This is a genomic window from Micromonospora echinospora (genome assembly GCF_900091495.1).
In the GTDB taxonomy this organism is placed as follows: Bacteria; Actinomycetota; Actinomycetes; order Mycobacteriales; family Micromonosporaceae; genus Micromonospora; species Micromonospora echinospora.
The window spans coordinates 7,234,384-7,247,499 of record NZ_LT607413.1 but is presented as its reverse complement, the minus strand read 5'-3'; the positions used below and the strand labels follow the sequence as shown (position 1 = coordinate 7,247,499).

Annotated in this window: 12 protein-coding genes; 5 read left to right on the top strand and 7 right to left on the bottom strand. The window is 74.7% G+C overall.

The annotated features are described in order from the left end of the window. Positions 1-20: 20 nt before the first annotated feature. On the top strand, positions 21-1,040 hold the full coding sequence (locus GA0070618_RS30840) for a TerC family protein (RefSeq protein WP_088984779.1): 1,020 nt from the start codon (positions 21-23) through the stop codon (positions 1,038-1,040). A gap of 46 nt (positions 1,041-1,086) precedes the next feature. On the opposite strand, the gene GA0070618_RS30835 is transcribed toward GA0070618_RS30840, so the two are convergent. Both GA0070618_RS30835 and mtnA read right to left on the bottom strand, forming a co-directional pair. Further along, positions 1,087-3,045 (bottom strand): bifunctional aldolase/short-chain dehydrogenase, encoded by a 1,959-nt coding sequence (locus tag GA0070618_RS30835; protein ID WP_088984778.1) that lies wholly within the window; start codon positions 3,043-3,045, stop codon positions 1,087-1,089. Positions 3,046-3,173: 128 nt separating this feature from the next. Then, on the bottom strand, positions 3,174-4,187 hold the full coding sequence (gene mtnA / locus GA0070618_RS30830; protein WP_088984777.1) for an S-methyl-5-thioribose-1-phosphate isomerase: 1,014 nt from the start codon (positions 4,185-4,187) through the stop codon (positions 3,174-3,176). Positions 4,188-4,372: 185 nt separating this feature from the next. Between mtnA and GA0070618_RS30825 the strand changes: the two genes are divergently transcribed. Genes GA0070618_RS30825 through GA0070618_RS30815 form a run of 3 tightly spaced genes read left to right on the top strand, consistent with a single transcriptional unit; the run spans position 4,373 to position 6,022 of the window. Next, entirely contained in the window at positions 4,373-4,963 is a 591-nt protein-coding gene (locus GA0070618_RS30825) for a sulfite oxidase-like oxidoreductase (RefSeq protein ID WP_197701849.1), read from the top strand. Position 4,964: 1 nt separating this feature from the next. Beyond that, a complete protein-coding gene (locus tag GA0070618_RS30820; protein ID WP_088984775.1) occupies positions 4,965-5,717 on the top strand; it encodes a ferredoxin reductase in 753 nt (250 codons plus the stop codon). A gap of 29 nt (positions 5,718-5,746) precedes the next feature. Beyond that, the gene (locus tag GA0070618_RS30815; RefSeq protein ID WP_088984774.1) at positions 5,747-6,022 is read left to right on the top strand and encodes a DUF6510 family protein; all 276 of its coding nucleotides are present in this window, start codon (positions 5,747-5,749) and stop codon (positions 6,020-6,022) included. Positions 6,023-6,145: 123 nt separating this feature from the next. Here GA0070618_RS30815 and smpB read toward each other — a convergent pair whose 3' ends face one another. Then, on the bottom strand, positions 6,146-6,652 hold the full coding sequence (gene smpB / locus GA0070618_RS30810; RefSeq protein WP_088984773.1) for an SsrA-binding protein SmpB: 507 nt from the start codon (positions 6,650-6,652) through the stop codon (positions 6,146-6,148). A 123-nt stretch (positions 6,653-6,775) separates the two neighbouring features. Then, positions 6,776-8,305 (bottom strand): glycosyltransferase family 2 protein, encoded by a 1,530-nt coding sequence (locus GA0070618_RS30805; RefSeq protein ID WP_088984772.1) that lies wholly within the window; start codon positions 8,303-8,305, stop codon positions 6,776-6,778. 379 nt (positions 8,306-8,684) lie between these two features. Between GA0070618_RS30805 and GA0070618_RS30800 the strand changes: the two genes are divergently transcribed. Then, complete coding sequence (locus GA0070618_RS30800) at positions 8,685-9,986, top strand: NAD(P)/FAD-dependent oxidoreductase (protein WP_088984771.1); 1,302 nt, start codon at positions 8,685-8,687, stop codon at positions 9,984-9,986. An 81-nt stretch (positions 9,987-10,067) separates the two neighbouring features. Here GA0070618_RS30800 and GA0070618_RS30795 read toward each other — a convergent pair whose 3' ends face one another. The 3 genes from GA0070618_RS30795 to GA0070618_RS30785 form a co-directional block, all read right to left on the bottom strand. Beyond that, a complete protein-coding gene (locus GA0070618_RS30795; RefSeq protein WP_088984770.1) occupies positions 10,068-11,120 on the bottom strand; it encodes an AI-2E family transporter in 1,053 nt (350 codons plus the stop codon). 39 nt (positions 11,121-11,159) lie between these two features. After that, the gene (locus GA0070618_RS30790) at positions 11,160-11,945 is read right to left on the bottom strand and encodes a spermidine synthase (protein WP_088985964.1); all 786 of its coding nucleotides are present in this window, start codon (positions 11,943-11,945) and stop codon (positions 11,160-11,162) included. 91 nt (positions 11,946-12,036) lie between these two features. After that, on the bottom strand, positions 12,037-13,011 hold the full coding sequence (locus GA0070618_RS30785; RefSeq protein WP_088984769.1) for a DUF2267 domain-containing protein: 975 nt from the start codon (positions 13,009-13,011) through the stop codon (positions 12,037-12,039). Positions 13,012-13,116: the final 105 nt, after the last annotated feature.

The window sequence follows — 13,116 nt, the reverse complement described above, 5'->3', positions numbered from 1 at the left end:
ATGGTGTTCGAGGAGGCTCCATGAGCGATATCACGTACCTGTCCGCCGGTTTGTCCTCGGTCGGTACCCCCACCCTCTGGACCGTCACCATCGTCGGTGTCCTCGTCCTGCTGGTGCTCGACTTCGTCGTCACCCGCCGGCCGCACGAGGTGACGATGAAGGAGGCGCTCGGCTGGTCGGCGTTCTACGTCGCCCTGCCGCTGGCCTTCGGCGGCTGGGTCTGGTCCCGGTACGGCTCCCAGCAGGGCGTCGAGTACCTCACCGGTTACCTGGTCGAGAAGTCGCTCTCGGTCGACAACCTCTTCGTCTTCATGCTCCTGCTGGCCGCCTTCGCGGTGCCGTCGGCACTGGCCCAGCGGGTGCTGCTGTACGGCATCGCGGGCGCGCTGGTGCTGCGCGGCGTGTTCATCGCGCTCGGCGCGGCGGCGTTGCAGACCCTCGACTTCGCCTTCCTGCTCTTCGCGATCATCCTGATCGCCACCGCGGTCAAGCTGCTGCGCGACGCGCTCTCCGGCCACGAGCAGGAGGTCGACATCGCCAACATGCGCTCGGTGCGGCTGCTGCGGAAGTTCATGCCGGTCACCGAGGAGTACCACGGCCCCAACCTGACCGTCCGGCTGAAGAACGGCAAGCGGGCGCTCACCCCGATGGCCCTGGTCGTGGTCGCCGTGCTCGCCACCGACGTGGTCTTCGCCGTCGACTCGGTGCCGGCGGTCTACGGCATCACCGAGGACCCGTACCTCGTCTTCGCCACCAACGCCTTCGCCCTGCTGGGGCTCCGGGCGCTGTACTTCGTGCTGCACGCCGCGCTCAGCCGCCTGGTGCACCTCAGCTACGGCCTCGCGGTCATCCTCGCCTTCATCGGCGTCAAGCTCGGCCTGCACTGGGCGCACGGCATCTGGTCCGGGGTGCCGGAGATCCCGACGCTCGCCTCGCTCGGCGTGATCATCGGCGTTCTGGTGATCGTCACGTTGACCAGTCTGCGGGCCACCCGCAAGTCCGAGCCGGGGCTGCCCGAGGTGGTCGAGCGGCGGCAGTGACCCGGCGCCGGTGGGCGGGAACCCTCCCGCCCACCGGTGGTCGGCGTCAGATCACCCGCTCGTTCCCGCCGTCGACGGGGATCTGCGCCCCGGTGGTGGCCGCGAACGTCTCACCGCACAGGGCGGCGGTCAGGTCGGCCACCCGAGCGCTGGTGATCTCCGTACCGAGCAGGTTGCGCCGCTTGTACTGCTCCACGGTCAGCCCGTAGTGCGCCGCGCGTGCCGCGAGCACCTCCGGAGTCCACAGGCCGGTGTCGAAGACCGCGTCGGGGTGCAGCACGTTCACCCGGATGCCGTCGGACGCCCACTCCAGCGCGGCCACCCGGGCCACCTGCACCACCGCCGCCTTGGACGCGGAGTAGGAGACCGCGCCGGGCCCGGGGGCCACGGCGTTGCGCGAGGCGACCACGACGACCCGGCCGCCCCGGGGCGCCAGCGCCAGCAGCGGGTGGGTCCGGGAGAAGAGGTACGCCACCGACTCCGCGTTCACCGCCATGGTCCGGTGCCACGCCTGGAGATCCAGCCCGGCGATCTCCTGGCTGGCCGGGAAGATCCCGGCGGCGGCGACGACGATGTCCACCCCGCCGAACCGCTCCACCGCCCGGTCGAGCGCGGCGTCCACCGCCGCGGCGTCGGTCACGTCGACCTGGAGGCCGAGCCGGGCCACCCCGTCGCCCTCGGTGACCGACGGGTCCCGGTCCAGGGCGACCACGCACGCCCCGCGCGCCTGGAGCGCCTCGGCGCAGGCGCGGCCGATGCCCGAGGCGGCCCCGGTCACCACCGCCACCTCGCCGGCGAACTCCGGCAACGCCCCGCCGCGCCGCAGCTTAGCCTGTTCGAGTTCCCAGTACTCGACGTCGAAGATGTCGCCGGCCGGCAGGGCCTGGTAGCCGCCGATCGCCTCGGCCGCGGAGATGACGTCGATGGTGTGCCGGTAGATGTCCTGCGCCATCCGGGCGTCGGTCGCCCGCCGGCCGGCGGTGAGCAGCCCCAGCTCGGGGTCGAGGACCACCCGGGGAGCGGGGTCGAGCACGGTCAGCGGCGCGCGGGCCCGCCCCTGGTGCTCGGCGACGTACCGGCGGTACTCCTCGGCGTACCCGGCGACGTCGGTGCCGACCAGCGGGACGCGCTTGGTCCGCAGCACGTGGTCGGGGGTGACCGGGCCGCGCGTAGCGACCGCCGCCAGGTCGGCGCGCCCGAGGAACGCGCGGACCGTCGGGTCGTCGTACCGGCTGAGGACCATCGGGGCCCCCGCCACCTCGGAGATCTCCGCGCGCAGCCGGGCCAGGCGGACCCGGTCGACCGGGCCGGACCCGGCGGCCCGGGACGGCGTGGTCCGGCGGGCCAGCCGTTCCTCGGCCCGGCCGACCAGCTCGATGTGCCGGTGGTACGCCTCCTCGGCGTCCGCGCCGAAGGTGAACAGGCCGTGGTTGAGCAGGACCATGCCGACGGTGCCCGGGTGGGCCTGTGCCGGGAAGAGTTCCGCGCAGACCCGGGCCAGGTCGAAACCGGGCATCACGTACGGGACGACGACCACGCTGTCGCCGTAGACCTCCTCGACGAGCCGGCGGCCCTCCGGCTGGTTGGTCAGGGTGAGCAGCGCGTCGGCGTGGCTGTGCAGCACCGCCGGGTGCGGCAGCAGCGCGTGCAGCAGCGACTCGACGCTCGGGTCCGGGGCGGTCGCGTCGAGCCGGGCGCAGCGCAGCTCGTTCATCATGCTGGTGTCGGCGAGCCGCTCCAGCCGCAGCAGCGCCCGCAGCCGGGCCAGGCGCAGCGCGGTGAAGCCGGAGGCGTCCATGGTGGCGAGGTCGGAGCCGCTGCCCTTGACGTGGAGCACCTCCACCGGCTCCCCGGTCAGGTCGGTGACCGTGGTCTTGACTGAGGTGTTGCCCCCGCCGTGCAGGACCAGGCCGGTGTCGGCGCCGAGCAGCCGGGAGGCGTACACGAGCTGCGCGACCGGGTCGGACCGGTCCGGGGCGTCCTCGGCGGACCAGCGGTTGAGCATGGCGATGGCTCCTCGCGGGTGGGGTCGGACCGGCCGGTCAGGCCCGGCCGGCGGGGTGGGGCCGACAGGCCGGTCCCGCCCGGTCGGCGGACCGGGCGGGTCGGTGGCGGTCGGCGGGGTGGGCCCGGTCAGGACCGGTCGGTCGGGTCGTCGGGACGGCCGCCGGCGGCCGGCAGGATGACCCGGCGTTCGGTGACGATCGCGGTCACCAGGTCGGCCGGGGTCACGTCGAAGGCGTAGTTGAGCGTCTCGGTGCCCTGTGGGGCCAGTGCCGCCGCGCCGAGGGCGGTGATCTCCTCGGGGGCGCGTACCTCGATGGTGACGTCCCGTCCGGACGGCGTGGCGAGGTCCACGGTGGACTCCGGCGCGGCGACCACCATCGGCACGCCGACCCGGGCCGCCGCCAGGGCCAGCGGGTACGTCCCCACCTTGTTGATCACGTCACCGTTGGCGGTGATCCGGTCCGCGCCGACCACGACCGCGTCGACCAGCCCCTGGGCCAGCACCGACGCGGCGGCGGAGTCCACCACCAGGGTGTGCGGCGCGCCGATCTGTGCCAGCTCCCACACGGTCAGTCGGGCCCCCTGGAGCAGGGGGCGGGTCTCTGCGGCGTAGACGTGGCCCAGCGCGCCGTGCTCCTGGAGGGAACGCACCACGCCCAGGGCGGTGCCCCACTCGACGGTGGCCAGTGCCCCGGCGTTGCAGTGGGTCTGCACCGCCACCTTCGGCCCGACCGTCTCGACCAGCCAGCGCGCGCCCCGCTCGCTGAGCTCACGGCAGCAGCGGACGTCCTCCTCCAGCACGTCCAGCGCCTCGGCCAGCGCGGCGTCCGCGCCGTCCGCGTCGAGCCGCGCCCGCACCCGGTCCACGCCCCAGGCAAGGTTGACCGCCGTGGGGCGGGCCGCCCGGACCGCGTCGGTGGCCCGGCGCAGCTCGGCCGGGTCGTCGCCGTACAGGCGGGCGGCGAGGGCCACCCCCAGCGCCCCGGCCACGCCGATCGCGGGCGCGCCGCGGATCGCCAGTGACCGGATCGCGGCGATCAGCGCCTCGATGGTCTCGATTTCCAGGAACTCGACCTCGTGCGGCAGCCGGGTCTGGTCGATCGCGACGATCCGCCCGTCCCGCCAGTCGATGGTCCGCATCCACGCTCCTCACTGCTGGTGCCCAAATCTACGGCGGGAACCCGGTCGAGATCAACGTGTCGGGCGTACGGGCCCGGCCGGCCCACCGGATCGGACGGCCGGCGCGGGACCGTCCGACCGACGCCCGTTGGCGCGAACCGCGTCGCGGACGCCGGCCCGGGTGGTACGACTGAGCGGTGGGAATCGTGTCGCCCGGCTTCCGGGGCAGGCCCCGGTCGGCCGGACCGGACCTGCCGCCGGGGCAGTACCTGACCCCGGACTTCCCGGTGCTCTCCGCCGGCCCCACTCCCCGGGTGGAGCTGGCGAACTGGGAGTTCGTCCTCGCCACCGAGGGCGGCGCGGAGTTCCGGTGGACCTGGGACGAGCTGATGGGCCTGCCGCAGGAGACGCCGACGGTGGACATCCACTGCGTCACCCGCTGGTCGAAGCTCGGCACCACCTGGCAGGGCGTCTCGCTGGACACCCTCCTGTCCGGGGTCGACACCGCCGCCCGGTACGCGCTGGTCCACTCGTACGGCGGCTACACCACCAACCTGCCCCTGGACGACCTGCGCGGCGGCCGGGCCTGGGTGGTGCACCGCTACGCGGACGCGCCGCTGCCCGCCGAACACGGCGGGCCGGCCCGGCTGCTCGTGCCGCACCTGTACCTCTGGAAGTCGGCCAAGTGGGTACGGGGCATCCGGCTGCTGGTCGAGGACCAGCCCGGCTTCTGGGAGACCGCCGGCTACCACGACTACGGCGACCCGTGGCGCGAGCAGCGCTACCAGGGCGACTGAGGTGTCCGCCCCCGGTGTCGGGCGCGCCCCGCTGACCTGGCGGGTCGCCCGGCTCGTCGAACGCCGGGTGGAGACGCCGACCGCGCAGACCCTCGTCCTCGACGTGTCCGGCTGGCCGGGGCACCTGCCCGGGCAGCACGTCGACGTCCGGCTCACCGCCGAGGACGGCTACCAGGCCGCCCGGGCGTACTCGCTCGCCGCGCCGGCCGACGACGACCGGATCGCGCTGACCGTGCAGCGGGTGCCCGACGGCGAGGTGTCGCCCTACCTGATCGACGGGTACGCCGAGGGTGACCCGGTGGAGGTGCGGGGCCCGGTAGGCGGCTGGTTCGTCTGGCGTACCGACACCACGGCGCCGGTGCTGCTGGTGGCCGGCGGGTCCGGGGTGGTGCCGTTGATGGCGATGGTCCGGGCCCGGCGGGCGGCGGGCAGCCGGGCCCCGTTCCGGCTGATCTACTCGGTGCGCACCCCGGCGGACGTGTTCTACGCCGACGAACTGCGCCGCCGGACCCGCGACGACCGGGGTCTCGACGTGGCGTACGTCTACACCCGGCAGGCGCCCGACGGTTGGCGGGGCGAACCGCACCGGATCGGCCCGGCCGACGTGAACAGCCACGGCTGGCCGCCCGAGTTGGAGCCGCTCTGCTACGTGTGCGGTCCCACCGGTTTCGTGGAGACGGTGGCGGATCTGCTGGTGGGCCTGGGCCACCCGGCCCGCCGGGTGCGGACCGAGCGGTTCGGCCCGACCGGATGAGCCGGTGCCGGAGCGAAGGGGGACGACCGATGACCACCATGTCCTATCAGGACGGCAACGTGCTGGACGGGCCGCTGCGCGAGCTGTTCGCCGTCGACCTGAGCGGCGCGACCGGCCGGTGCGCGTCGTGCGGGCGGACCGGCCCGATGGCCGAGCTGCACGTGTTCAGCCACGCGCCCGGCCTGGTGGCCCGCTGCCCGGCCTGTGAAGCGGTGATGCTGCGACTGGTCCGGAGCCCGGACCGGGCCTGGCTGGACCTGCGCGGAGCCACCTTCGTCGAGGTGCCGATGCCGACGGAGCCGTAGCGACGTCCCCGCTGGCCGGTTGGCGGTGGAATGTCCGCCAGGCTGATCGCCGCGTGACCGAGGTCGTGCCGGCGGCGGTGTCGGCGAGACGACGGGACAGCGCGGCGAGGCCACCGCCGCCCGTCAGGGGGTGCGCTGGCGTCGGCGCTGTCCCTTGAGATGCCGGCCCAGCTCCCGGGCGATCTCCCGGTTGGCGTCCCGCTCGGCCAGGGACTGCCGCTTGTCGTACGACTTCTTGCCGCGCGCCAGGGCAAGCTCGACCTTGGCCCAGCCGTTCTCGAAGTACATCGACAACGGCACCAGGGTCAGCCCGCCGTCACGGAGCTTCTCCAGGATCCGCGCGATCTCCACCCGGTGCAGCAGCAACTTGCGGGTGCGCCGGGGCGCGTGGTTGGTCCATGTGCCGAAGCCGTACTCGGCGATGTGCAGCCCGTACAGCATGATCTCGCCATCGCGTTCCTGGGCGAACGCGTCGACCAGCGACGCCCGCCCGGCCCGCAACGACTTGACCTCCGTGCCGACCAGCACGATGCCCGCCTCGTACGTCTTGAGGATCGTGTAGTCGTGGCGCGCCTTCTTGTTGGACGCGATGAGCGCGCGTCCCTTCTCCCTGGCCGTGACCGCCTCCACCGTCGGTGGGATCCGCTCTCCCGGCCCGACGGTACCGCCTGTCCTCACCCGGAGCCCGGCCCGCCCCGGGCGTGTCCGCAGCGGGTGTCGGGGCCGCCGGCCCGGGCGGATCGACCGTCCGGGTCACCGCCCCGCACGTCGTAGCCGGGCGGCCAGCCGGGCCGCGGTCACCGGCACCACCGCCAGCACCAGCTGTCCGGTCCGGGCATCGAGGCTGGTGGTGACCGCGCACAGCCGGGTGCCGTGCCGGCGGATCCGGGGCCGGGTCGGCGTCAGCCCGGGAGCGCGCAGCGCGGCGCTGCCCCGGCCGGCCGTTCCGTCCACCTCGACCCGCAGCGGGTGGCGTTGACCGGTCGCGGCGCTGCCGGCGAGCAGCCGGTCCACCGGGAAGCGGACCCGCACCAGGCTGCCCCGCGCGTCGGGCGTGACGTCGAGGGTGTCGCCGGCGATCCGGCCGGCCCGGACGTGGACCGGGCCGCCGACGGCCCGCCCGAGGTCGGGGTGCGGGCTGCGGGCGGTGACGGTGAGGCTCCGGGTGCCCTCCCAACTCACCGCGACCGCGTCCAGGCGGGCCAGCCAGTCGGCGCGGACCCCGGTCACGTCGGTCCAGGCGGGCAGCCCCACCCCGGGGTAGCCGGCGTGCCAGCGGTCCCCGGCCACGACGGTCGGTGGGACGCCCCGCTCGGCGTCCTGCGTGATCACGGCGAGCAGGTCGTCCAACCCGCTCCCGGCGGCGGACAGCCGCAGCCGGGCCTCGATGTCGAGCCGGTCGCGCAGGTCGTCGGTGAGGTACCGGTCGACCAGCCGCCGCACCACCTCGTACACCCGCTCCCGGGTCGGTCCGTCCAGCCGGGGCAGGTCGTCGCCGACCAGGTGGGCCACCTCCAGGCCGAAGTGCCGCCGCAGCACCGCGTCGCGCTGCTTGCCGGGCGGGATCAGCTCGGCCACCCGGTCGACCAGCAGCTCCACGCAACGCAGCCGCTGGTCCAGCCGGCTGCGGTAGGTGATGTTGCGGGCGTCGAGCCGGCGTACCGCGTGGTAGTAGTCGTAGTCGGCCAGCACCGAGATCCGCCGGGCCCGGTAGCAGGCCTCCAGCGTGAACGGCTGGTCGCTGAGGATCGGCATGTCCTCGCAGAACCGCAGGTGGTGACGTTCGACCAGCTCGCGGCGGAACAGCTTGATGTTCGCCAGCGACCAGGGCAGCGCCGAGTCGAACAGGTCCACGTCGACCCGGCTCTCGGCGAAGATCTCCTGGAACATGTGCCGGCTGTTGACCCCCACCGCCCGGCCCAGCACCACGTCCGAGTCGTATCGGTCGGCCGCCGTGACCAGGCGTTCCAGGGCCTCCGGGCCGAGCCTGTCGTCGGAGCCGACGAAGAAGACGTACCGTCCGGTGGCCAGTTCCAGGCCCCGGTTGCAGGGGTTCGCCGGGCCGCCGGAGTTGGCCTGGTGCCGCACCCGCACGGTGTCCGGGTGGCGGGCGGCGAGTTGGTCCAGCAGCTGCCCGCCGCCGTCGGTGGAACCGTCGTCGACCGCGACGATCTCCATCCGCCGGTGGCCGATGGTCTGCCCGAGCAGCGACGCCAGGCACGCCCGCAGGTACGGCATGGTGTCGTAGACCGGGACGACGACGCTGACGTCGGGTGCCTGCACGGTGACCCTCCTTCTGGCCCCGGGCGGTCGGCGGCCGGGCCGGTGGGGACGACGGACGTCCTGCTGCGCCGGGACGCCCCGGCGACGGCCCGAAAACCAGCTTCCCGCAGGTCAGCCGGGACGGTGCGCGGTTCGACCGGTCGGGTCGACACCGTCCGCGCCCTGGTCGGGCCCTCCGGCGACGACGATGGTCGGCCCCGCTGTCCGCCGGGCGACGGGCGGGTGACCGGCAACGGACGCTCCGATGGCGACCCCTGCGCGTCCGGACACCGGCCGTCGTCGACTCGGCCGGCCGGTAGGGCGCACCCGGCGGAGTCGGAGATCAACCACGTCCGGTCGGTCAGGTTTGTCCGCCCCGACGGCGGGAAGGGCACCGGACATGACGAAACCTCGTGTGGTGATCGTGGGAGCCGGGTTCGCCGGTTACCACGCGGCGAAGACCCTGGCCCGGCTGGCCCGGGGCCGGGCCGAGATCCTGGTGCTGAACTCCACCGACTACTTCCTCTACCTGCCGTTGCTGCCCGAGGTGGCCGCCGGGGTGGTGGAGCCGAAGCGGGTCTCGGTGCCGCTCAACGGGACGCTCGACGGGGTCCGGGTGATCGTCGGCGAGGCCGACCGGGTGGACCTGCACAACCGCTGGGTCGGCTTCACCCAGCCCGAGGGCGACCAGGGGCGACTGGCCTACGACCGCCTGGTGCTCGCCGTCGGGAGCGTCAACAAGCTCCTGCCGATCCCCGGGGTGACCGAGTACGCGCACGGCTTCCGGGGCCTGCCCGAGGCGCTCTACCTGCACGACCACGTGATCCGTCAGATCGAGCTGGCCGAGCAGGCCGCCGACCCGGCGGAGCAGCAGGCCCGGGCGACCTTCGTCGTGGTCGGGGCCGGCTACACCGGCACCGAGGTCGCCGCGCACGGCCAGCTCTTCACCGACAAGCTCGCCGCCACGCGACCCGGACTGACCGTCCGGCCCCGCTGGATGCTGCTCGACGTCGCCTCCCGGGTCCTGCCCGAGCTGGACCAGCGGATGTCCGAGACCGCGCAGCGGGTGCTCACCCGGCGGGGCGTCGACGTGCGGATGGGCACCTCGGTGGCCGAGGCCACCGCCGACGGGGTGAAGCTCACCGACGGCGACTACGTGCCGACCTGCACGTTGGCCTGGTGCGTCGGCGTCCGCCCCGACCCGTTCGTCGCCGAGTTGGGGCTGCGCACCGAGAAGGGCCGGCTGGTGGTCGACGAGTACCTCGGCGTCCCCGGCTTCCCCGAGGTCTACGCCTGCGGCGACGCCGCCGCCGTGCCCGACCTGACCAAGCCGGGCGGCATCTGCGCGATGACCGCCCAGCACGCCCAGCGGCAGGGCAAGCTGGTCGCCCACAACATCGCCGCCTCCTACGGGCAGGGACGGCGCCGGCCGTACCGGCACCACGACCTGGGCTGGGTGGTCGACCTGGGCGGCCGGGACGCCGCCGCGAACCCGCTCAAGGTGTCGCTCTCCGGGCTGCCGGCGAAGACGGTCACCCGGGGCTACCACCTGCTCGCCATGCCCGGCAACCGGGCCCGGGTGGGGGCGGACTGGGTGCTCGACGCCGCCCTGCCGCGTCCCGCCGTGCAACTCGGCCTCGTGCCGGCGAACGCCGTGCCGCTGGAGAGCTCCGCCCCCGAGGTGGCGGTGCGGCACCGGTGACGCGTTCCAGGGCCAGCCGGCACTTTCCGACCAGCCCGGAACAGGACCGGAGGCGGCCCGCCCCGCAGGCGCCGGTGGCGCTCACGTCCCTCGGCGGAGCAGCCGGCGGGGCAGGTCGGCCTCCCGGAGCAGGACCTGGAGGATCCCGGCCGCCGGGATGGCCAGCAGCGCCCCGAGCAGACCGGCGAGTTCGGCCGCGAGCAGCACGCTGACCAGCACCGTCAGCGGGTTCAGCCGGACCGCCCGTGCCATGATCACCGGTTGCAGCAGGTGGTTCTCCACCTGCTGGTAGAGCACGAAGAAGACCAGCGTGACGATGCCGGCGGTGGGGGAGTGCACGAACGCCGCCCCGGCCGCCACCAGCGCCCCGATCGTCGCACCCACCAGCGGCACCAGGTCCGCCACGGCGACCACCAGGGCGATCACGGCGGCGAACGGGACGCCCAGCGCGGCGAGGACGACGAACGTCAGGCTGCCGCAGATCAGACTGATCACCAGGTTCCCGGTGACGTACCCGGTGACGGTGCGACCGCACTCCCGGCCGATCCGACGCAGCCGGTCACCGGCCCCGTCCCCGCTCAGGGCGAGCAGCGCGGCGCTCATCCGGGGAAACTCCAGCACCATCAGGTACGCCAGCACCGCCACGGTGACCGTCCCGACCACCGCCTCCAGCACGCCGCGCACCACACCCAGGGCCGGTTTCCGCAACCGGTCGCCGTACTGCTGGAGCTCGTCGCGGTGGCTCTCCGCGTACCGGCGCAGCCCGAACCGGTCCACCAGCTCACCGAGGCGTCCCTGTCCGGCCCGGATGTCCCGGACCAGCTCCGGCGCCCGCTCGACGAAGCGGGCCACCTCGTCCACCAGCGGCACCACGATCACCGCTCCCACGGCGGCGAGCAGCCCGAACGCCGCGAGGAACACCAGCAGCGTGGCGAGGGTCCGGCGGCGGACGAACCGGCGTTCCAGGTGGTCCACGGCCGGCTTCAGGGCGGCGGCGAGGAAGGCGGCCAGCAGGATCCAGACCAGCACCCGGCGAACGGCCCAGAGCAGCGCCAGCCCGAGCAGCGTGGCCAGCACCAGCCCGATGACGATGGCCACCCGGCGTGCGGTGAGCCGGTCGTCGGGGCTGCTCATCCGGCGCGGCTACCCGCTCCGGGGCGGAGAAAACGGCGCTCAGGTGACGAACCGGGCGGCGTCGGTGGCCGGTGCCGCGCCGGCCACGAAGGCGGCCAGCTCCGGGCCGTGCAGCACCGTGCCGGGCGACGGGTCCCGGGCCACCCGCGCCGCGAGCCGGCGTACCGGGAGCCGGCCGGGTCGCGCCGCGGCGGCGAGCACGACGTTGCCGTACCGCCGGCCGCCGAGCATGCGCCGGGCGGCGACCAGGCACACCTCGGCGAAGACCACGCCGAGGGTGGCCGCCTGCACCCGGGAGAAGACCAGCGGCGGCAGGTCGGTCAGGTTGACCAGGTAGAGCCCGTCCGGGCGCAGGGCGCGGGCCACGTCGGCGACGAACTCGACGGTGCACACGTGCGCCGGCATCCGAGCCCCGGAGTAGACGTCGGCGAGCACCACGTCGTACCCGCCGGCCGGTTGGCCGGCCAGGGCGGCACGCGCGTCGCCGACCTCGGTCCGGACCCCCGGTGGCGGGGGCAGCTCCCGCATCACCAGGTCGAGCAGGGCCGCGTCCCGCTCCACCACCAGCTGCGTCGACCCGGGCCGGGTGGCGGCCAGGTAGCGGGGCAGGGTCAGCGCGCCGCCGCCGAGGTGCAGCGCCCGCAGCGGTACGCCCGACGCCGCCGCGAGGTCGAGCACCGCCGCCATCCGCCGCACGTACTCGAACCGCAGGTGGGTCGGGTCGGCGACGTCGACGTACGACTGCTCGACCCCCGCCGCGAGCAGGGTGCGCCCGGTTCGCCGGGTGGGGTCCACCACCAGCACCGGTCCGTCGTCCCCGTCCACGACCGGCACGGTAGCCGACCCGCCGCGACGCGTTCCCGGCCGTCCCGCCGCCGGGGCCGGCGGACGACCGCCGGCCCCGCCCGGGCGGGGCTCAGCCGGCCATCCCGGCACCCGCCTCCTCGATCGCGTCGTCGACCCGGTGGGCCAGGTCGACGTCGCGTGCGGTGACCGCGTCCGCCCGGCGGCTGCGCACCGTGAGCACGGCGCTGGAGCCGGTCTGTCGGGAGATCGCGGGGCCCCGGCCGGTGTCCCGGCGCAGTTGGTCGATCTGGTCGAGCACCCGGTCCAGGTTCGGCGGGGGCAGGGCGATGCTGCGCGACAGCGTCGGACCCCGCGCCGACCAGTAGGGCAGGTCGGCCAGGGCGGCGCGCAGCTCGTCCGCGTTCAGCGGCGCGGTCGCCCCGGTCGGTCCGACCAGGCCGCCACCGGCCTCCGGCGGAGTGAGCAGGTCGCGCAACCCCTCCGGTACGCGCAGCGACGCCACCAGACGCCCGTCCCGCGTGGCCAGCGCGGCCATGGTCGCCTCGGCCTGGTACCGGGCCTGCTCCGGGGTCCGGCCACTGATCCGGGCCACCTCGCCGACGAAGCCCGGCAGGTCCCGGTGCTGCTCGATCCCGTCGACCGGGGTCACGTCGTGCAACGACACCGGCACCGCCCGCAGCAGCCGCTGCCGGTCGGCCTCGTCCAGGGCCCGGGACAGCACCAGCACGGTGGCCTCCGCGCCGACCTTGGCCTCCCGGAAGTCCACCCCGGTCCGCCGACTGACGTCGCCGACCAACTCCCGGTACCCCAGGCCGATGGTCTCCGGCCGGCCCGGACCGGGCCGGGGTCCCGGCCGTGCGGCGGACGGCCGACCGGCCGGCGGCGGCACCGGACCGCCCCGGCTGCTGTCCGGCTTGTGGACACCGGCCGGGGGCGGACCCGCCCGTTTGCCCCGGTCCAGGCGGGTGAGCTGTTTGGAGGCGCCGAGGGTGGCGGCGTCGCCGCTGGGCTGCCGGCCGCGTTCCCGGGACTGGCGGGCGAGCGCACGGCGGCGCTGGTTGTCCCCTTCCATCTGCTTCCTCATCCGCTGACCTCACTTCCTCGTCGGCTGGCTCCCGGCGGCTTCCCGGCACCACCCGACCCGAAACCGGCTCGGCGGCCGGCGGCGCAGCGCCGTCGTCGGGGTTCA